This is a genomic window from Pseudomonas sp. Irchel 3H7 (assembly GCF_900187605.1).
Classification (GTDB): Bacteria; Pseudomonadota; Gammaproteobacteria; order Pseudomonadales; family Pseudomonadaceae; genus Aquipseudomonas.
In genome coordinates this window covers 119953-137710 of record NZ_FYEA01000011.1, presented here as the reverse complement: position 1 = coordinate 137710, position 17758 = coordinate 119953, and the positions used below count along the sequence as shown (strand labels likewise).

At 59.1% G+C, this 17758-nt stretch carries 18 protein-coding genes; 10 read left to right on the top strand and 8 right to left on the bottom strand.

From position 1 onward, the window contains the following. Positions 1–11: 11 nt before the first annotated feature. Together CKW38_RS21310 and CKW38_RS21305 are read right to left on the bottom strand one after the other, a co-directional pair. Positions 12–989 (bottom strand): tripartite tricarboxylate transporter substrate binding protein, encoded by a 978-nt coding sequence (locus tag CKW38_RS21310; protein ID WP_007911432.1) that lies wholly within the window; start codon positions 987–989, stop codon positions 12–14. A gap of 53 nt (positions 990–1042) precedes the next feature. After that, positions 1043–2335: an OprD family porin gene (locus CKW38_RS21305; RefSeq protein WP_007911430.1), complete on the bottom strand. Its 1293-nt coding sequence runs from the start codon at positions 2333–2335 to the stop codon at positions 1043–1045. A 236-nt stretch (positions 2336–2571) separates the two neighbouring features. Here CKW38_RS21305 and CKW38_RS21300 point away from each other — a divergent pair, with 236 nt between their 5' ends. Next, a complete protein-coding gene (locus CKW38_RS21300; RefSeq protein WP_007911422.1) occupies positions 2572–3243 on the top strand; it encodes a response regulator in 672 nt (223 codons plus the stop codon). Then, complete coding sequence (locus CKW38_RS21295; protein WP_007911421.1) at positions 3236–4621, top strand: sensor histidine kinase; 1386 nt, start codon at positions 3236–3238, stop codon at positions 4619–4621. Before CKW38_RS21300 ends, CKW38_RS21295 begins: the two co-directional genes overlap by 8 nt. A gap of 106 nt (positions 4622–4727) precedes the next feature. Here CKW38_RS21295 and CKW38_RS21290 read toward each other — a convergent pair whose 3' ends face one another. Both CKW38_RS21290 and CKW38_RS21285 read right to left on the bottom strand, forming a co-directional pair. Beyond that, positions 4728–5549: an HDOD domain-containing protein gene (locus CKW38_RS21290; protein ID WP_007911420.1), complete on the bottom strand. Its 822-nt coding sequence runs from the start codon at positions 5547–5549 to the stop codon at positions 4728–4730. A 35-nt stretch (positions 5550–5584) separates the two neighbouring features. Beyond that, a complete protein-coding gene (locus CKW38_RS21285) occupies positions 5585–6526 on the bottom strand; it encodes a folate-binding protein YgfZ (protein WP_095113790.1) in 942 nt (313 codons plus the stop codon). 150 nt (positions 6527–6676) lie between these two features. Here CKW38_RS21285 and CKW38_RS21280 point away from each other — a divergent pair, with 150 nt between their 5' ends. Continuing rightward, positions 6677–6931 (top strand): succinate dehydrogenase assembly factor 2, encoded by a 255-nt coding sequence (locus CKW38_RS21280; RefSeq protein ID WP_007911418.1) that lies wholly within the window; start codon positions 6677–6679, stop codon positions 6929–6931. After that, the gene (locus tag CKW38_RS21275; RefSeq protein WP_095113789.1) at positions 6915–7367 is read left to right on the top strand and encodes a protein YgfX; all 453 of its coding nucleotides are present in this window, start codon (positions 6915–6917) and stop codon (positions 7365–7367) included. The genes CKW38_RS21280 and CKW38_RS21275 overlap by 17 nt, the downstream gene beginning before the upstream one ends. Here CKW38_RS21275 and nadB read toward each other — a convergent pair. After that, positions 7336–8952 (bottom strand): L-aspartate oxidase, encoded by a 1617-nt coding sequence (gene nadB, locus CKW38_RS21270; RefSeq protein WP_095113788.1) that lies wholly within the window; start codon positions 8950–8952, stop codon positions 7336–7338. The two genes, CKW38_RS21275 and nadB, sit on opposite strands and share 32 nt — an antisense overlap. Before the next feature lie 557 nt (positions 8953–9509). On the opposite strand from nadB, the gene rpoE reads away from it, so the two are divergent. From rpoE to CKW38_RS21250, 4 genes are all read left to right on the top strand, one after another. Further along, a complete protein-coding gene (gene rpoE, locus CKW38_RS21265) occupies positions 9510–10091 on the top strand; it encodes an RNA polymerase sigma factor RpoE (protein ID WP_003172477.1) in 582 nt (193 codons plus the stop codon). A gap of 30 nt (positions 10092–10121) precedes the next feature. After that, positions 10122–10709: a sigma-E factor negative regulatory protein gene (locus tag CKW38_RS21260; RefSeq protein WP_007911408.1), complete on the top strand. Its 588-nt coding sequence runs from the start codon at positions 10122–10124 to the stop codon at positions 10707–10709. 8 nt (positions 10710–10717) lie between these two features. Further along, the gene (locus tag CKW38_RS21255) at positions 10718–11683 is read left to right on the top strand and encodes a MucB/RseB C-terminal domain-containing protein (protein ID WP_007911407.1); all 966 of its coding nucleotides are present in this window, start codon (positions 10718–10720) and stop codon (positions 11681–11683) included. A 210-nt stretch (positions 11684–11893) separates the two neighbouring features. Beyond that, a complete protein-coding gene (locus tag CKW38_RS21250; protein ID WP_007911403.1) occupies positions 11894–13327 on the top strand; it encodes a DegQ family serine endoprotease in 1434 nt (477 codons plus the stop codon). A gap of 81 nt (positions 13328–13408) precedes the next feature. On the opposite strand, the gene CKW38_RS21245 is transcribed toward CKW38_RS21250, so the two are convergent. Then, positions 13409–14842: a M48 family metalloprotease gene (locus CKW38_RS21245; protein WP_016984698.1), complete on the bottom strand. Its 1434-nt coding sequence runs from the start codon at positions 14840–14842 to the stop codon at positions 13409–13411. Positions 14843–14940: 98 nt separating this feature from the next. Here CKW38_RS21245 and CKW38_RS21240 point away from each other — a divergent pair, with 98 nt between their 5' ends. Further along, a complete protein-coding gene (locus CKW38_RS21240; RefSeq protein WP_007911399.1) occupies positions 14941–15180 on the top strand; it encodes a sulfurtransferase TusA family protein in 240 nt (79 codons plus the stop codon). 30 nt (positions 15181–15210) lie between these two features. Continuing rightward, entirely contained in the window at positions 15211–16281 is a 1071-nt protein-coding gene (locus CKW38_RS21235) for an AI-2E family transporter (RefSeq protein ID WP_034153151.1), read from the top strand. Between the two features lie 138 nt (positions 16282–16419). Here the strand turns inward: CKW38_RS21235 and CKW38_RS21230 are convergent, their stop codons facing one another. After that, a complete protein-coding gene (locus CKW38_RS21230) occupies positions 16420–16893 on the bottom strand; it encodes a peroxiredoxin (RefSeq protein WP_007911395.1) in 474 nt (157 codons plus the stop codon). A gap of 10 nt (positions 16894–16903) precedes the next feature. After that, positions 16904–17464 carry a glycine cleavage system protein R gene (locus tag CKW38_RS21225; protein ID WP_007911394.1) on the bottom strand — a complete coding sequence of 187 codons (561 nt, stop codon included), beginning with the start codon at positions 17462–17464 and terminating at the stop codon, positions 16904–16906. Positions 17465–17758 lie beyond the last annotated feature (294 nt).

Sequence of the window (17758 nt, the reverse complement as noted above, 5' to 3'; positions counted from 1 at the left end):
GACAGGGACGATCACTGGATCAGGCCGAACTCTTTGGCCAGCACTTTGTAGTCCGCGACCTGCTTCTTCACGTAGGTGTCCAGTTCCGGGCCAGTCATGGCGAACGGGAACAGTTCACGCTGATCGCGCAGCTTGGCGAACTCCGGCGAGGCCAGCAGTTTGTCGAACGAGTCTTTCCACCAGGCGTAATCTTCGTCGCTGACTTTTGGCCCCAGGTAGAAGCCGCGCACTACCGGCCAGACGATGTCGTAGCCTTGCTCGCGCGCGGTCGGGATGTCTTTCATTTCCGGCTCGTCGAGACGCTTGTCGGCGAACACTGCGAGCAGACGCATGTCACCGCTCTGGATGTGCGGCATGGAGTCGGAGATGTCGGTACTGCCGACCTGGATGTGTCCGCCGAGCAGGGCGGTGGCGATTTCGCCGCCACCTTCGAGGGCGACGTAACGCAGGTCACGCGGGTTGATCCCGGCAGCCTTGGCGATCAGGGCGGTTTGCATCCAGTCCTGGCTGCCGACGGTGCCGCCGGAACCGATCACCACCGAGCTTGGATCTTTCTTCAGAGCCTGAACGAGATCGTCGAGGGTCTTGTAGGGCGAATCGCTTTTCACCGCGATGGCGCCGTAGCTGGTGCCAACCGCTGCCAGCCAGCGCACGTTGGTTTCATCGAAACGCCCGAACTTGCCTTGGGCCAGGTTCAGCAACGAACCGCTCGACCACGCCACCAGCGTGCCGGCATCGGCAGGGCGCTGAGCGACCACGGCGTTGTACGCCACCGCGCCGACACCGCCGGGCATGTAGGTGACGCGCATCGGTTTGGTCAGCAGTTTTTCGTTGACCAGTGCGCTCTGCACCAGTTTGCAGGTCAGGTCGAAACCACCGCCGGGGGAGGCGGGGGCGATACATTCCGGACGTTTCGGTTCAGCCATCAGTTGGCCGGCAAACAGGATGCAACTGGCGGCCAGTGCAACTTTACGCAGTGACAGGTTCATTCGATTCTCCACGGGCATTGTTGTTATTCGACGTGTTTTTCTTCAGCCGGCCATTACCACAACGCAACGCTGTAGCTCACCAGCAAACGCACTTCGTCTGCATCGCGAGCCGAGTAGTTGGAGCGGTAAGTGGCATTACGCAAACGCACGGCGACATCCTTCAAGGCGCCGCTTTGTACTACATATTTGATCTCGGTGTTGCGTTCCCACTCTTTGCCTTCTTCACCGTTCTTGAGCTTGATGTTGTCACCGCTCAGGTAACGGCTCATGAAGCTCAGGCCTGGAATGCCGAGCTTTGCGAAGTCAAAGTCGTAGCGAGCCTGCCAGGAGCGTTCTTCTGCGCCGGCGAAATCGTTGATCTGCACGAAGTTGACCAGATACGGGTCGCTGCCATCGACATACGGGAAGGCGCTGTCGCCGGACATGTGCTGATAACCGGCGCTGAACTTGTGGCCGCTCAGCGCATAGCTGACCAGGCCGTTGAGCGAGCGGTTGTCGATCTCGCCGCCACGGGCTGCGCCTTGGTCATCGCTGACGGCGAAACGCAGGTCAGTGGCAAACGTGCCCGGGCCCATTGGCCGTGAGGCGACCAGGCCGAAGAAGTGCTGGTTATAGACTTCGTCGAGTTGAGCGAAGTGGTAACTGCCGGTGATCTTGTCGGTGAACTTGTAATCCACGCCGCCAAAATCGAAATGCTTGCCGGCAGCGGTGCCAGCAAAACGGCTGTTTTTGTTATTGAGGGCGATGTCCTCGAAATCGGTGCTGTCGCGATCCTTGGCTTTCTCCAGACGGCCACCGGTGAACGTCAGGTTCTTGATCTCTTTGGAGGTCAGTAAACCGCCTTCAAAGGTCTGCGGCAGAATGCGCCCATCGTTCGGTTTGAGGATCGGCAATTCAGGAATCAGGCTGCCGATTTTAAGTTCCGTGGCAGAGATTTTCACTTTGCCGGTCAGGCCGACTTTCGAGTATTCGTCAGCCGCGCGCCCATCATCGTGGGTCGGCAGCAGGCCAGTGCCGGTGCGGTCCGGACTCGAATCAAGTTTGACGCCAAGCATGCCTAACGCATCGACACCGAACCCGACGGTGCCATCGGTGTATCCCGATTGCAGATTGAGCATGAAGCCTTGAGCCCATTCGTCACGCTTGGACTGCTGGGCACTGGTGCCATCGCGAAAGTCGCGGTTGAAATACATGTTGCGGGTTTCGAAGGTGGCGCTGCTGTCTTCAATGAAGTCGGCAAAACTCAACGGCGAAAAACCGGCAAGAGCGGCGGCACTGACGAGGGCGGTGTGGCTGAAACGGGAAGGGCGAACAGGCGTGGACGCCTGAGGCTGCATGGACGGCATGCGGGTGTACTCCGTTTATTGTTCTTATTGGTCGAAAACGCTTCGAGGCGTTTTTCGTTGCGCTGTGTGGCATCAGCGACGGCAGTCGGAACTGTCCGTGGGCCGACTCTAACCAGCTAACCTTTCGCTAACCTTTCAGCAGACTTTCAAGGTTTTCGGGCTTCACAGCGGCGGTTGCGGCTGTAAACTCCGCGGCAAAGCGTGGCGTTGGCCATCACTCAATGAGGTAAAGATCCATGCGTGTTCTGCTCGTCGAAGACCATCTGCAATTGGCCGAAAGCGTTGCGCAGGCGCTCAAGAGCACCGGTCTGACCGTGGATGTGTTGCACGATGGCGTGGCCGCCGATCTGGCGCTGGGCAGTGAGGAATACGCCGTGGCGATCCTCGATGTCGGCCTGCCACGCATGGACGGTTTCGAGGTCCTCGCGCGGTTGCGGGCACGTGGAAAAAATCTGCCGGTGTTGATGCTGACGGCGCGTAGCGATGTGAAGGATCGCGTCCACGGCCTCAATCTGGGCGCCGACGATTACCTCGCCAAACCGTTCGAACTGACCGAACTGGAAGCGCGGGTCAAAGCCTTGCTGCGTCGCAGTGTGCTCGGTGGCGAACGCCAGCAGCGCTGTGGCGTGCTGGCCTACGACCTCGACACCCGACGTTTCACCCTTGGCGAAGAATTGCTGACGTTGACGTCCCGCGAGCAAGCGGTGCTGGAAGCACTGATTGCCCGGCCGGGGCGGGTGATGAGCAAGGAGCAACTGGCCTCCCAGGTGTTCGGTCTCGACGAAGAGGCCAGCCCCGATGCCATCGAAATCTACGTGCACCGCTTGCGCAAGAAACTTGACGGCCAACCGGTGGCGATCGTGACGTTCCGTGGTCTGGGGTATCTACTGGAAAGCCGCGATGCATAAGCCCAGCAGCCTGCGCTGGCGCTTGCTGTGGAACCTTGCATTGCTGCTGGTGGTGCTGATGCTCGCCAGCGGCTTGAGTGCCTACTGGAATGGTCGCGAAGCCGCCGACACCGCCTACGACCGCACGCTGCTGGCCTCGGCGCGAACCATCGCCGCAGGCCTGTCGCAACGTGACGGCACATTGAGCGCCGATGTGCCTTACGTGGCACTCGACACTTTCGCTTATGACAGCGCCGGGCGGATTTACTATCAGGTCAATGACATCCATCAGAAGCTGATTTCCGGCTATGAAAACCTGCCCGGGCCGCCACCGGGGACACCACGCACCGACAGTTACCCCGCGTTGGCGCGCTTCTACAACGCCACCTACAAAGGGCAAAACGTGCGTGTGGTCAGCCTGCTTAAAGCAGTGACCGAGCCGAACATGAACGGCATGGCGGAAATCCGCGTCGCCGAAACCGATGAGGCACGGGTGAGTATGGCGCGCAGTCTGGCGGCTGATACTTTGCTGCGCCTGGGTATGTTGGCGATCGGTGCGTTGTTGCTGGTGTGGTTCGCGGTCAGTGCTGCGTTGCGACCGCTGGAGCGGTTGCGCACGGCGGTGGAAGAGCGTCAGCCCGACGACTTGCGTCCGTTGCCATTGGTCGAAGTGCAGCATGAACTATGGCCGCTGGTGCGTGGACTTAACCATTTCACCGAGCGCCTGCGTGGGCAGTTTGAACGGCAGGCGCAGTTCATCGCCGATGCGGCCCATGAGTTGCGTACGCCTTTGGCAGCGCTGAAGGCGCGGCTTGAGTTGGGCCTGCGCTCCAACGATGCGGAAGTCTGGCGTTCGACGCTGGAGTCTTCGGCACAAAGCACTGATCGCCTGACTCATCTGGCCAATCAGTTGCTGTCGCTGGCACGCGTTGAAAACGGCGCCCGAGCGATTGCCGAGGGCGGCGCGCAGTTGCTCGATCTGAGTCAGTTGGCCCGGGAACTTGGCATGGCCATGGCACCGCTGGCGCACAAACGCGGGGTGGCGCTGGCGCTGGAGGCGGACGAACCGGTCTGGCTGCGCGGTGAGCCGACCCTGCTGAATGAGCTGCTGAGCAATCTGGTGGACAACGCCTTGGCGCACACCCCACCGGGCGGCAACGTGATTCTACGGGTGACCGCGCCGGCGGTACTTGAGGTTGAAGATGACGGGCCGGGTATTCCGCTGGAGGATCGCGATCGCGTGTTCGAGCGGTTCTACCGACGTAATCAGCAGGTGGCGGGCTCAGGGCTGGGGCTGGCAATCGTCGGTGAGATCTGTCGAGCGCATCTGGCCCAGATCAGCTTGCATGATGGCGAGCAGGCGGGGTTGAAGGTGCGGGTCAGTTTTATAGCCGGGTGATTGTGGTGGTTTTGCTGGCCCCTTCGCGAGCAGGCTCGCTCCCACTCTGGAATGCATTTTCCTGTGGGAGCGAGCCTGCTCGCGAAGGGCGCGCCTCGGTCTCGGATCAGTAAAACATCGTCCGCGACTCTTCCAGATCCGCGCACAGTTCCTTGTTCTCCTGGTCGATCCCAAGCTTCCTGAACGCCGGAACTGTCATTGGATCAATCCGCGCAAACGGATGATCAGTGTCCTTGTGGCAATACAGGCTCGCCACTTGCACCAGATCGACGTAATCGATGGCCGTCGAATCGCGCTTGAAGTCCTGATAGCGCCCCGGCAACTCCACCAGACGTTCCGGAAACTCCCAGACCCGCAGGAGCTTGTCGCCCAGCAACGGATGAATGTGATCGATCACATGGTTGAGGCTGACCGGATCCGACAGCAGCTCATAGTGATCTTCGGCGTAGGTCAGAATCGGCAACACGCCGATCTGATGCACCAGCCCGCCGAGCGCTGCCTGATCGGGTTTGAGTTGTGTGTAGCGGCGGCACAACGCGTAACTGACCCCGGCAATTTCCAGGCTCTTGCGCCAGACTTCGCGCATCTTCTGTTCGACCACTTCGGAGCGGGCGTGGAAGATCTGCTCCATCACCAGGCCGATCGCCAGGTTGCTGCTGTAGTTGATGCCCAGCCGGGTGATGGCGGTGTGCAGGTCGGTGACTTCCTGTGCGGCGCGCAGCAGCGGGCTGTTGACCACTTTGATCAGGCGCGCTGACAGCGCCGTGTCCCGGCCGATGACTTTGCTCAGGTCGCTGACGCTGATTTCCGGGTCTTCAGCGGCCTTGCGAATCTGCAGGGCCACTTCCGGCAACGTGGGCAGAACCAGGTCATCGTTATCGATGGCCTCAACCAAATCCTGTTGGACTTTTTCCGCCAGTTCGCTCATTTAAACTCTCTAGGGTGTTGCAACAAATGCTGCGATCAGCGCTGGATTTCGCGGTCGCGATCCAGTTCGTAAGGCAGGTCGAGCAGATGCAGCGCGGGACCTTCGAGGGTGCCCAGATGCAAATCACCGGCTTCGGCAGCTTCGGCCTGCAGCACCGCCAGGAGTTCAATGTTTTGCCCGGCCTTGGCGGCCAGCACCACTTCGCCGATGGAGCTGTTGTGGCTTGGTGCAAACAGTTGTGTGCCAGGTTCTGGCAGGTCAGCAGCGTCCAGGCTCAAGCGGTACAGACGACGCTTGAGTTTGCCCAGGTACTGCATGCGCGCGACGATTTCCTGGCCGGTGTAGCAGCCTTTCTTGAAACTCACGCCGCCAACGGCTTGCAGGTTGAGCATTTGCGGGATGAACAGCTCGCGGGTACTTGGCATGACCTGACCGATACCGGCACGAATCTGGCCCAGCAGCCATTGATTCAGCTCGGCTTCAGGCAGGGCTGCGGACAATTTGGCTTTGATCGCGTCAGTCTGATCGGCCGGTGTCCAGAGTTCGGCGCGATCCGGCGAGACGCGAATCGCGATCAGACTCTCATTACGCACAACGCTGTCGGTTTCCTCCGGCAGGTCCAGACCGAGGCTAGTCAAGGCGTTATCGCCATGCTCCAGGCCAAAACGTACCCAAGCGGCACTTTCGTCGGTCAGTTTCGATTTGGAGAACACCGCGTATTTTTTCAGGTCCGCCAGTTGCGGCTCCAGCAGCTCGCTGGCCATCGCCAGAACCACGCCGTCACCTTCGAGCAGAATGCGGAAGCTCGACTGCATCCGGCCTTTCTGCGTGCAGCGGGCGCCGAGGCTGGCGCGAGTGTCGCTGAGGTAATTGAGGTTGCAGGTCAACTGGCCTTGCAGGAATTTTCCGGCATCCGCGCCGCGAACCGCGAGAACGCCTTCATGAGACAGGGTGCAGAAAAAAGCAGAATCGGCCATGGGTCATCGCAGGGTAAATAGACTGGGGCACATCATAAGGGCGCGTTGTTGAAATGGGTAGTTGATAAAGGATCGGTGGTCCCCGACCAAAGCCGACTGTGCGACCTGTCTCGGGGCTGTATACTTGCCGCCAAATTTGAGGAGGGCTCCATGGTCGAACAAGTTGAACTGAATCGCCTCTTTTGGCACAGCCGTCGCGGCATGCTTGAGCTTGACGTGTTGCTGGTGCCGTTCGTGCAGGAGGTTTACGCGACGTTGAACCAGGTGGATCGCGACCTGTATGTCCGTCTGCTGACGTGCGAGGATCAGGACATGTTCGGTTGGTTCATGGAGCGCAGCGAGTCTGAAGATCCGGAACTGCAGCGCATGGTTCGCATGATCCTGGACCGTGTCCAGCCCAAGTAACACGTTCGAATGCCGCTGGCATGCCTCACGGCAGTTGCTGGCGGCGTATCTGCTGGCCCAGGCGTTCGCACTGGGTGCATTGTTTCTGCTATCGATTCCACTCTGGGCCAGTCTGCTCGGGGCTTTCGCCTGCCTGCTTCATGGCGTCTGGGTGTTGCCTCGGCAGATTCTGCTGAATCACCGTCGGGCTTTTCGCGGATTGCGCCGGGACGTCGATGGCTGGCAGTTGTGGAATCAGGCTGATGGTTGGCAGTCGGTGCAGTTGCGCCAGGACAGCCTCGCGCTGCCATTGATCGTGGTTCTGCGTTTTCGCCTGCGCGGCGAGTGGCGGGTCAGATCGATCTGTGTGCCCCGGGACTCGCAGGCGGCGGATCTGCACCGACGCCTGCGAGTACGGCTCAAGTTCAGCCGGCGTAGGTGGGCGGCACCAGAATAGTGTCGAGTGCCTCGGGCAGCAGATCAGGATAGTCGAGGGTGTAATGCAGGCCGCGACTCTCCTTGCGTTCCATGGCTGAGCAGATCATCAGTTCGGCGACTTGCGCCAGATTGCGCAACTCGATCAGATCGCGGCTGACCTTATAGTTGCTATAGAACTCGTCGATCTCGTCCAGCAGCAGGCGCACACGGTGTTGCGCCCGTTGCAGGCGCTTGTTGGTGCGCACGATACCGACGTAGTCCCACATGAACCGCCGCAGCTCATCCCAGTTGTGCGCGATGATCACATCCTCGTCCGAGTCGGTGACCTGGCTGGCGTCCCAGACGGGCAGGGCGTTTGGCGCGGTGATATCGTCCAGTTGCGCGAGAATGTCGGCTGCTGCCGAACGGGCGTAGACGAAACATTCCAGCAGCGAATTACTGGCCATTCGGTTGGCGCCGTGCAGGCCGGTGAAACTCGTTTCGCCGATCGCGTACAGGCCCGGCACGTCGGTGCGGCCATGTTGATCGACCATCACGCCACCGCAGGTGTAGTGCGCCGCCGGTACGACGGGAATTGGTTGTTTGGTGATGTCGATGCCAAATCCGAGGCAGCGCTCATAAACAGTGGGGAAGTGCGTCTTGATGAAGTCTTCGGGCTTGTGGCTGATATCGAGATAGACGCAGTCGACACCCAAGCGCTTCATTTCGTGGTCGATGGCCCGGGCGACGATGTCGCGCGGTGCCAGTTCGGCGCGTTTGTCGAAGCGATACATGAAGCGTTCGCCATTGGGCAGCTTCAAATGCGCGCCTTCGCCACGCAGGGCTTCGGTGATCAGAAAACTCTTGGCCTGCGGGTGATACAGGCAGGTCGGGTGGAACTGGTTGAATTCCAGGTTCGCCACCCGGCAACCCGAACGCCAGGCCATGGCGATGCCATCACCGCAAGCGCCGTCGGGGTTGCTGGTATAGAGGTAGACCTTGGCGGCACCGCCGGAGGCCAGAATCACGAAGCGTGCACCGTAGGTGTCGACTTCGCCGGTTTTTCGATTGAGTACGTAGGCGCCGAGGCAGCGCTCGCCGTCCATGCCCAAACGTCGTTCGGTGATCAGATCGACAGCAACCCGCTGCTCCAGGAGCTCGATGTTCGAACGCTCTTTGGCCTGGGCCAGCAAGGTTTTGAAAATGGCCGCGCCGGTAGCATCAGCGGCGTGGATGATGCGCCGATGGCTGTGGCCGCCCTCTCGGGTCAAATGGAACTCGAACCCGCCGTCTTCAGTACCTGACTGATCGTCGCGGGTGAAGGGGACGCCTTGATCGATCAGCCACTGGATGGCTTCGCGGCTGTGCTCCACAGTGAAGCGCACGGCGTCTTCATGGCACAGCCCGCCGCCGGCGTTCAGGGTGTCGTCTACATGGGATTCGACAGTATCAGTGTCATCGAGCACGGCGGCGACGCCACCCTGGGCCCAGAAAGTTGAACCGTTGGCGAGATCGCCTTTGCTCAATACGGCAATGCGCAAATGACCTGGCAGGGTCAGCGCGAGACTCAAACCGGCAGCACCGCTGCCTATGACCAGAACATCGTGTTGGAATTGTTGGCTCATTACAGGATTCCGCTCAAAGCGACCCGGGTCGGGGGTGGTGCAAGACCGCTGGATCGGCGAGTCAAGACAGCCACACAGCCCACTAGTATATAGAGGGGGGGGACGGCACAATAGCCGGGCCGATATGGCATTGTGAAACTACTGTGACGGGAAAAAGGTGTGCTTCGTCGGAAGTTTTTTTTCCCTGTTTGGGGGAAAGGCGACTGTATCGGCGCTGAAACAGACGTTTTCTGCACAGAGTCGCCCAATGTCGGGTGGCGACGGCTATAAATAATTGGAACTTTTGCCAAAGGCCCAAGATCAATAGTCGGTGCCAGAGATAAGGGACAGTGTCGGCTTCAGTGCGGAATCCGCGGTTGGATTCCTGCCGGCGAAACCGATGACAAGATTATTCGCGCAGCCGGTTTATCCCGAGCTGCGTTTTTCGTGCGTGCCAAATCAGAGCCCGCAGGAAACTTGCCTGGAGGGGGAGAACTTTTGCGAAAAGCCCGAGTCTATGTTTGCAAGTCTGGTCGTTTAGTTATGCAAGTCTCCTTCGGGCTTATCGAGGAGTGTTCATGCTAACCCAGGAAGAGGATCAGCAGCTGGTCGAGCGCGTTCAACGCGGCGACAAGCGAGCTTTCGATCTGTTGGTGCTGAAATATCAGCACAAGATTCTCGGGTTGATCGTGCGTTTCGTGCACGACACCCATGAAGCCCAGGACGTGGCTCAGGAAGCCTTTATCAAGGCATATCGAGCACTTGGAAACTTTCGCGGCGACAGTGCGTTTTATACGTGGCTGTACCGTATTGCCATTAACACGGCGAAGAATTACCTGGTTTCACGCGGCCGTCGGCCGCCGGACAGCGATGTAAGTTCCGAGGATGCAGAGTTCTACGATGGCGATCACGGCCTCAAGGATCTCGAATCACCAGAACGTGCACTGCTGCGGGATGAGATCGAAGGCACCGTCCATCGAACCATCCAGCAACTGCCAGAGGATTTGCGTACAGCTTTAACTTTACGTGAATTCGATGGTCTGAGTTACGAGGACATTGCGAGCGTCATGCAATGTCCGGTGGGTACCGTGCGCTCCCGGATTTTCCGCGCCCGGGAGGCCATCGATAAAGCCCTGCAGCCGTTGTTGCAGGAAAACTGAGACAGCGGCGACAGCCAAGAGAGGAACGCCATGAGTCGTGAAGCCCTGCAGGAATCGCTGTCCGCAGTGATGGATAACGAAGCGGACGAACTGGAATTGCGTCGGGTGCTCAATGCACTGGACGACGTAGAAACCCGTGAGACCTGGGCTCGTTACCAGATCGCTCGGGCAGCCATGCACAAGGATCTGCTGCTGCCACGTCTGGACATCGCTGCGGCAGTGTCTGCTGCACTGGAAGACGAAACGGCTCCGGCCAAAGTATCGCGCAGCCCATGGCGTAACCTTGGCCGTCTGGCTGTTGCAGCCTCGGTGACTGTTGCCGTTCTGGCCGGTGTTCGCCTGTACAACCAGGACGAAATCGCTGGTGTCGAACTGGCTCAGCAATCCAATCAGCCAACTCTGGCGACCCCACAGGTCAAAGGCCCGGCTGTTCTGGCAGGCTATAGTGAGAGTTCGGAAGCCACTGGCCCGATGGCCAACGGCGTACTGCAAGGTCAGCCAGGCTGGCACGATCAGCGTCTGCCAGGCTACCTGCGTCAGCACGCTCAGCAGGCTGCACTGAAAGGTACTGAAAGCGCGTTGCCATACGCACGTGCTGCAAGCCTGGAAAACCGTTAAGGAGGATCATGCGCGCCATACCTCTACTTTCGCTTCTGCTCAGTGGCTGGTTCATTGTTCCAGCCCACGCTGATGAGGCCCAGGACTGGTTGACCCGTCTGGGCCAGGCCGAGCAGCAGCAAAGCTTTCACGGCACATTCGTTTACGAGCGTAACGGTAGCTTTTCTACCCATAACATCTGGCATCGCGTCCAGAATGGCCAGGTCCGCGAGCGTTTACTTCAGCTCGATGGTTCGGCGCAGGAAGTCGTGCGCATTGATGGACACACTCAATGCGTCAGCGGCACCCTGATTGCCGGTCTGGGGGATTCTCCCAACTCGGCCGCTCGTCCTCTCGATCCGCAAAAGCTGAAAAACTGGTATGACCTCGCCGTCATTGGCAAGTCGCGTGTGGCTGGGCGGGACGCAGTGATTGTTTCGCTGACGCCTCGCGATCAGCATCGTTACGGTTTTGAGTTGCATCTGGACAAGAAAACGGGCTTGCCGCTGAAGTCGTTACTGCTAAACGACAAGGGACAGTTGCTCGAGCGCTTCCAGTTCACCAGTCTTGATACTGATGAAGTCCCGTCTGACAAAGATTTGCAGGCTGACGCTGACTGCAAGGCAGTTACTTTGGACAGCGACAAGGCTTCGGCGGTCAAGGCCGCTCAGGTATGGCACTCTGAATGGTTGCCGCCGGGGTTCGAACTGACCAGCAGTACTTCGCACAAAGATCCGGAAACCAAGACTCAGGTCAACAGCTTGCTGTATGACGACGGTCTGGCGCGTTTTTCGGTTTTCCTTGAGCCATTGAACGGCGAAACCGTCACTGACACGCGGACACAGCTGGGCCCGACCGTTGCCGTTTCCCGCCGCCTGACCACGCCTGAGGGCGAAATGATGGTCACCGTGGTCGGCGAGATCCCGATTGGTACTGCCGAACGAATTGCTCTGTCGATGCGTAATACCGATGGCACTGCAACCAGCAAGCAGTGAGCTGATTTCAGTCGTTACCACTTCTTTGTCGAGACGTAGATGAAATGTTTGCTGAGCATTTTCATTTGCAAATACCCTGAAAATTTTTTATAGGTCAGAGCCTCACGGCTCTGGCCTTGTTTGTTGTTGCCGGAACAAAAATGCCGGTCGGTGGTTTCCGGTGTTCCTTGCTCCATATCGCTTAACCCTGCTCGTCGTAACGGGAGCTGTATGTCGATACCAAGTTTGAAATCTTATCTCTCCATTTTCGCCACCGTGCTGTTGCTCGGTCAGGCTGTACCTGCTGCGCAAGCAGCCGATCTGCCTGACTTCACCCAATTGGTCGAACAAGCGTCGCCAGCCGTGGTGAACATCAGTACCACGCAGAAACTGCCGGATCGCAAAGTGAACCAGCAGATGCCTGATCTGGAAGGCCTGCCGCCGATGCTGCGCGAGTTCTTCGAACGTGGCATGCCGCCTCAACAGCGTTCGCCGGGCGGTGGTGGTCGTCAGCGTGAAGCGCAGTCGCTGGGTTCGGGCTTCATTATCTCTCCGGATGGCTACATCCTGACCAACAACCACGTGATTGCCGATGCCGACGAAATTCTCGTCCGCCTCGCCGACCGCAGCGAAATGAAAGCCAAGCTGATCGGCACCGACCCACGTTCCGACGTGGCGCTGCTGAAAATCGAAGGTAAGGATCTGCCGGTATTGAAGCTTGGCAAATCCCAGGACCTGAAAGCCGGCCAGTGGGTCGTCGCTATCGGTTCGCCGTTCGGCTTCGACCACACCGTGACCCAAGGCATCGTCAGTGCCGTCGGTCGTAGTCTGCCGAACGAAAACTATGTGCCGTTCATTCAGACTGACGTGCCGATCAACCCGGGCAACTCCGGTGGTCCGCTGTTCAACCTGAGCGGTGAAGTGGTCGGCATCAACTCGCAGATCTACACCCGTTCGGGCGGCTTCATGGGCGTATCGTTCGCGATTCCTATCGACGTGGCAATGGATGTGTCCAACCAACTGAAGAGCGGTGGCAAGGTCAGCCGTGGCTGGCTGGGCGTGGTCATCCAGGAAGTGAACAAGGATCTCGCCGAGTCGTTCGGTCTGGATAAACCGGCCGGCGCGCTGGTCGCCCAGATTCAGGATGACGGCCCGGCAGCCAAGGGCGGTCTGCAAGTCGGTGACGTGATCCTGAGCATGAACGGCCAGCCGATCGTCATGTCTGCTGACCTGCCACATCTGGTCGGCGCGCTGAAGGCTGGCGCCAAAGCCAATCTGGAAGTGATTCGTGAAGGCAAGCGCAAGAACGTCGAACTGACGGTTGGCGCGATCCCGGACGAAGACAAAGAACTGGATGCACTGCCAAAGTCTGGCGCTGAAACCACCAGCAACCGTCTCGGTGTTGCCGTGGGCGAACTGACTGCCGAGCAGAAGAAAACCTACGACCTTAAAGGTGGTGTGGTGATCAAGGAAGTGCAGGACGGTCCTGCAGCGTTGATCGGTCTGCAACCAGGCGACGTGATTACTCACCTGAACAACCAGGCCATCGGCTCCAGCAAGGAGTTCGGTGAGATCGCCAAAGCGCTGCCGAAGAACCGCTCGGTGTCGATGCGCGTGCTGCGTCAAGGCCGTGCCAGCTTCATCACCTTCAAGCTGGCTGAATAACCCAGCGGTAAGGTAAAAAAGAAACCGCCTCGAAAGAGGCGGTTTTTTTATGCCTGAAGCTTTTGTCTTGGTGGGTAACGATCAGCCCATCATGTCCTTGATCATCCGCTCCTGCTCCATCAGCTCACGCTGACGGGCGTCAATCCGCGAGGACAGCGGGAAGTTGCTGCCAGCCTTGCGCTTGGCGAAGTCCAGTTGCTGGATGGCTTGGCGGTAGTCGCCGACCAGTGCGAAGTATTCTGCGCGCGCCTGGTGCAGGCCGATGATATTGCCCGACAAGCCACGAGTCTCTGCGACCTGATACCAGACGTCCGGATCATCCGGACGTGACTTGAGTAATGCTTCCAGTGCTTTCTCGGCATCCGGCGCGCGATTCTGTTTCAGCAGCAGATCCACCCGAACCTGATTCAGGGGATAGTTGCCCGGATATTGCGTGAGCATGCGGTCAACCCGCGATTGCGCATCCGGCAAACGATTATTGGTAATGTCCAGATCGACCTGAGCAAGGTTGTAGATGATTTCGTTAGGCGATGTTGCCAGCAATTGCTTGAGGTTCTCACGCGCCTCATTCAATTGGCCGCCCTTGATCTGTGCAATCGCCAGACCGTAGCGCGCCACATCGTTTTTCGGATTCTCATCCAGCTGCGCACGGAAACGCTTGGCGCCCAGGCCCGGGGTTTCTTCGTAGATCAACTGCACGCGCGCGCGGATCAACTGATAGCGCTTGGAGTCTTCAATGCCGCCCGGTTTGGCCTGTTCGGCGCGGTTGCGGGTGTCGGCGATACGCGATTCGGTCACCGGGTGAGTCAGCAGGAATTCCGGTGGCTTGGCGTCGAAACGATATTGACGCATCAAGCGTTCGAACATGGTCGGCATCGAGCGCGGGTCATACCCGGCCTTTTCCAGATTGAGAATGCCGATACGGTCGGCTTCCTGTTCGTTCTGACGGGAGAAGGTCCGCTGCGATTGAATCGCCGCCGCCTGAGTGCCGGCGATGGTCGCGATACCGGCGTCACCGCCGCCGGCTGCCGCAATGACGATCCCGGCCAGCAGCGCGGCCATCATCGGCACCTGCATCCGTTGCGAAGCCTCTACACCACGAGCAAAGTGGCGTTGCGACAAGTGCGCCAATTCGTGCGCGAGTACCGAGGCGTATTCCCCCTCGGTCTGTGCGTTGAGGAACAAGCCGCCGTTGACCCCGACCACACCACCCGGCGCGGCAAAAGCGTTGAGCTGCGGGCTGTTGATCAGAATGAATTCAAGGCGCCGGTCAGTGACCTGGCTGGTCTCCACCAACTTGTACACGCTGGATTCGACGTAGTCTTTGAGCTGCGGATCGTTGAGCTGTGAAACCTGGCTGCGCAACATCGCCAGCCAGGCGCGGCCGAGCTGGTATTCCTGTTGCGGCGAGACAATGGCAGAACTGGCGTCGCCGAGTGACGGCAGATCGTCGGCAAAGCCTGGTGAGGCGAGCAGGCAAGCGAGCGTCAGCAGGGTAGGGCGCAGAAAAGTCATGCACAAAGCCTTAGAAGACAAAGACCTTACTGTAGCCGGACACCGGAGCTGCGACCAGATATTCTAGGCAGCTCGACGACCCGAACCGGAGTGACGCAATGACTGACGCTGTAGCCCATGACGTGGAACTGGACGCCAGTGGCCTGAATTGTCCGTTGCCGTTGCTCAAGGCAAAAATGGAACTCAACAAGCTCCAGAGTGGCGCTGTTCTCAAAGTCATCGCGACTGATGCGGGGTCACAGCGCGACTTTCGCACCTTTGCCAAGTTGGCCGGTCATACGCTGCTGCGCGAAGAAGACGAAGCAGGCGTCTATCGTTACTGGTTGAAAAAGGCCTGAAACCGACAGCGTTAAATCTAAGGATTATTGATGTTCAAAGTGTTACGCGACTGGATTCAGCGCTACTTCTCCGATGAAGAAGCCGTGGTGCTGGCGGTGCTGCTGTTTCTCGCCTTCACGGCCGTGCTCACGCTTGGCGGCATGCTCGCGCCAGTGTTGGCGGGGATGGTGCTGGCGTATCTGATGCAGGGCCTGGTGGTCACGCTGGAACGTCTGCGTGTGCCGGGTGGTGTGGCGGTAGGGTTGGTGTTTGCGCTGTTCATGGGCGTGCTGATGCTGTTTATCGTCGTGGTGCTGCCGTTGCTCTGGCATCAGTTGATCACGCTGTTCAACGAGCTGCCCGGGATGCTCGCCAAATGGCAATCGCTGCTGTTGCTGTTGCCCGAGCGCTATCCGCATCTGGTGTCCGACGAGCAGGTTTTGCAGGCGATCGAGGCCGCGCGCGGCGAGATCGGCAAGTTCGGCCAGTGGGCGCTGACATTCTCGCTGTCGAGTCTGCCGCTGCTGGTGAACATCATGATCTACCTGGTGCTGGTGCCGATTCTGGTGTTCTTCTTCCTGAAGGACCGGGCGATGATCGGCGAGTGGGTGCGTGGTTATCTGCCACGTGAGCGCGCGCTGATCACTCGGGTTGCGCAGGAAATGAACCGGCAGATCGCCAACTACATTCGTGGCAAGGTCATTGAAATCGTGATTTGTGGCGGTGTGACCTACATCGCCTTTGTCGCCCTTGGGCTCAACTATGCCGCACTGCTGGCGTTGCTGGTCGGTGTGTCGGTGGTGGTGCCGTATGTCGGCGCTGTGGTCGTGACCGTGCCGGTGCTGTTGATCGCATTGTTCCAGTGGGGCTGGAGTGATCAGTTCATCTATCTGATGGCGGTGTACGGCATCATTCAGACACTGGATGGCAACGTGCTGGTGCCATTGCTGTTCTCGGAGGCGGTCAACCTGCACCCGGTGGCAATTATCTGCGCGGTGCTGTTGTTTGGCGGGTTGTGGGGATTCTGGGGCGTGTTCTTTGCGATCCCGCTGGCGACGCTGTTCAAGGCGGTGCTGGATGCGTGGCCGCGCCAAGAGCCGGCGGTGGCGCCACTGCTGTAGCGGTTGATCCAGATTGTTCGGTGGGCTCAGGGCCCCTTCGCGAGCAAGCTCGCTCCCACATTGGACTTGTGAGCGCCACAGATCCAATCTGGGAGCGAGCTTGCTCGCGAAGGCGTCAGTGAGGGCAACGCAAAACCATCAGGCTTTATTCAGATCCTGAGCAGCAGCCAATACGGCATCCACATGCCCCGGCACTTTCACACCGCGCCATTCCTGACGCAGCACACCGTCCTTATCAATCAGGAACGTGCTGCGATCAACGCCCAGGTATTCCTTGCCGTACAGCTTTTTCAACTTGATCACGTCGAACAATTGGCAGACAGCCTCGTCCTTGTCACTGATCAGCTCAAACGGAAACTCCTGCTTGCACTTGAAGTTCTCGTGGGACTTCAGGCTGTCGCGGGAGATACCGAATATCTCGGTATTGGCTGCCTGGAACGCGGCGTACTGATCACGAAAGCCCTGACCTTCAGTGGTGCAGCCCGGCGTGCTGTCCTTCGGGTAAAAGTAGATCACCACTTGCTTGCCCTTCAGGGCAGACAGGCTGACGGTCTGCCCGCTAGTGGCAGGCGCTTCGAAATCGGCAACCGGTTGGTCGATGACAACGGCCATGAAAGCTTCCTTACATTGGGTTTTGTGGGCGCCAAGGCTCGATCAGTGCATCCAGGTTCATCGCATCGGAGAAATCGAGGAACTGGTCGCGCAGCCAACTGATCTGGGTGCCGGCCGGCAGGGTCACGGTGAACGTGGCGTTGAGCATGGTGCCGCCGGTCTGCGGCGCCTGATAGGTGTCGCAGGTCAGGTTTTCCAGTTCGACGTTGTGATCCATGAAGAACTGGCACAGCTCATTGATGATGTCCGGGCGATACGCCGAACTCACATACGCCACGTACGGCAGCGCCTGCGGACGATTTTCCAGCGGCGCGCTGCGCACCACGTTGACGGTGAAAGCATGTTTCTTGGACAGGCCCGACAGACTGCCTTCCAGGCGAGCAAGGGCGTCCCAGCTGCCGGAGACCTCAAGGATCAGCGCACTGCACTCGCCATGGCGAGTCAGGCGCGAAGTAACCACGGCGCAGCGATTTTCATGGCTGGCGCGGCACAGGACGTTAGTCAGCTCCATGGGGTTGGCGCCGAGGGCACTGATGACAAGGAATTGTTCGCGAACTGTGGGGGTGGACATGCAGCATTCCTAAAGCGATGAGCGGTCGGTAGGTTTACGGGCGTTGGCTGCCGTGGAGTGCCTGTTCTGGCGGTCCGTACAAAGAGGCCCGGCAAGCTCGCGGCTCGCTCCACTATAGCGGGAGCGCGCCGATGCGACGCAGGAACGGGGTCTGGGAGGCCGAAAAGGGAGGCTGGAACCCGGCGTACAAGCTGATCAGTACCGATCAAAGTCTGAAGGGTAGCGAAAAGCGGCGCCAAGGGGAATGGCGGCAGCGCAGTACTTCGCTTGTGCAAGCATCTTGGCGCCAGTACC

Bases quoted from the DNA above. Each gene is read 5' to 3' on its own strand.
- CKW38_RS21290 (WP_007911420.1), bottom strand. From the start codon at position 5,549: ATGAGCGAACTGGCGGAAAAAGTCCAACAGGATTTGGTTGAGGCCATC.
- CKW38_RS21250 (WP_007911403.1), top strand. From the start codon at position 11,894: ATGTCGATACCAAGTTTGAAATCTTATCTCTCCATTTTCGCCACCGTG.
- nadB (WP_095113788.1), bottom strand. From the start codon at position 8,952: ATGAGCCAACAATTCCAACACGATGTTCTGGTCATAGGCAGCGGTGCT.
- CKW38_RS21300 (WP_007911422.1), top strand. From the start codon at position 2,572: ATGCGTGTTCTGCTCGTCGAAGACCATCTGCAATTGGCCGAAAGCGTT.
- CKW38_RS21295 (WP_007911421.1), top strand. From the start codon at position 3,236: ATGCATAAGCCCAGCAGCCTGCGCTGGCGCTTGCTGTGGAACCTTGCA.
- CKW38_RS21260 (WP_007911408.1), top strand. From the start codon at position 10,122: ATGAGTCGTGAAGCCCTGCAGGAATCGCTGTCCGCAGTGATGGATAAC.
- CKW38_RS21280 (WP_007911418.1), top strand. From the start codon at position 6,677: ATGGTCGAACAAGTTGAACTGAATCGCCTCTTTTGGCACAGCCGTCGC.
- CKW38_RS21310 (WP_007911432.1), bottom strand. From the start codon at position 989: ATGAACCTGTCACTGCGTAAAGTTGCACTGGCCGCCAGTTGCATCCTG.
- CKW38_RS21230 (WP_007911395.1), bottom strand. From the start codon at position 16,893: ATGGCCGTTGTCATCGACCAACCGGTTGCCGATTTCGAAGCGCCTGCC.
- CKW38_RS21305 (WP_007911430.1), bottom strand. From the start codon at position 2,335: ATGCCGTCCATGCAGCCTCAGGCGTCCACGCCTGTTCGCCCTTCCCGT.
- rpoE (WP_003172477.1), top strand. From the start codon at position 9,510: ATGCTAACCCAGGAAGAGGATCAGCAGCTGGTCGAGCGCGTTCAACGC.
- CKW38_RS21255 (WP_007911407.1), top strand. From the start codon at position 10,718: ATGCGCGCCATACCTCTACTTTCGCTTCTGCTCAGTGGCTGGTTCATT.
- CKW38_RS21245 (WP_016984698.1), bottom strand. From the start codon at position 14,842: ATGACTTTTCTGCGCCCTACCCTGCTGACGCTCGCTTGCCTGCTCGCC.
- CKW38_RS21285 (WP_095113790.1), bottom strand. From the start codon at position 6,526: ATGGCCGATTCTGCTTTTTTCTGCACCCTGTCTCATGAAGGCGTTCTC.
- CKW38_RS21240 (WP_007911399.1), top strand. From the start codon at position 14,941: ATGACTGACGCTGTAGCCCATGACGTGGAACTGGACGCCAGTGGCCTG.
- CKW38_RS21225 (WP_007911394.1), bottom strand. From the start codon at position 17,464: ATGTCCACCCCCACAGTTCGCGAACAATTCCTTGTCATCAGTGCCCTC.
- CKW38_RS21235 (WP_034153151.1), top strand. From the start codon at position 15,211: ATGTTCAAAGTGTTACGCGACTGGATTCAGCGCTACTTCTCCGATGAA.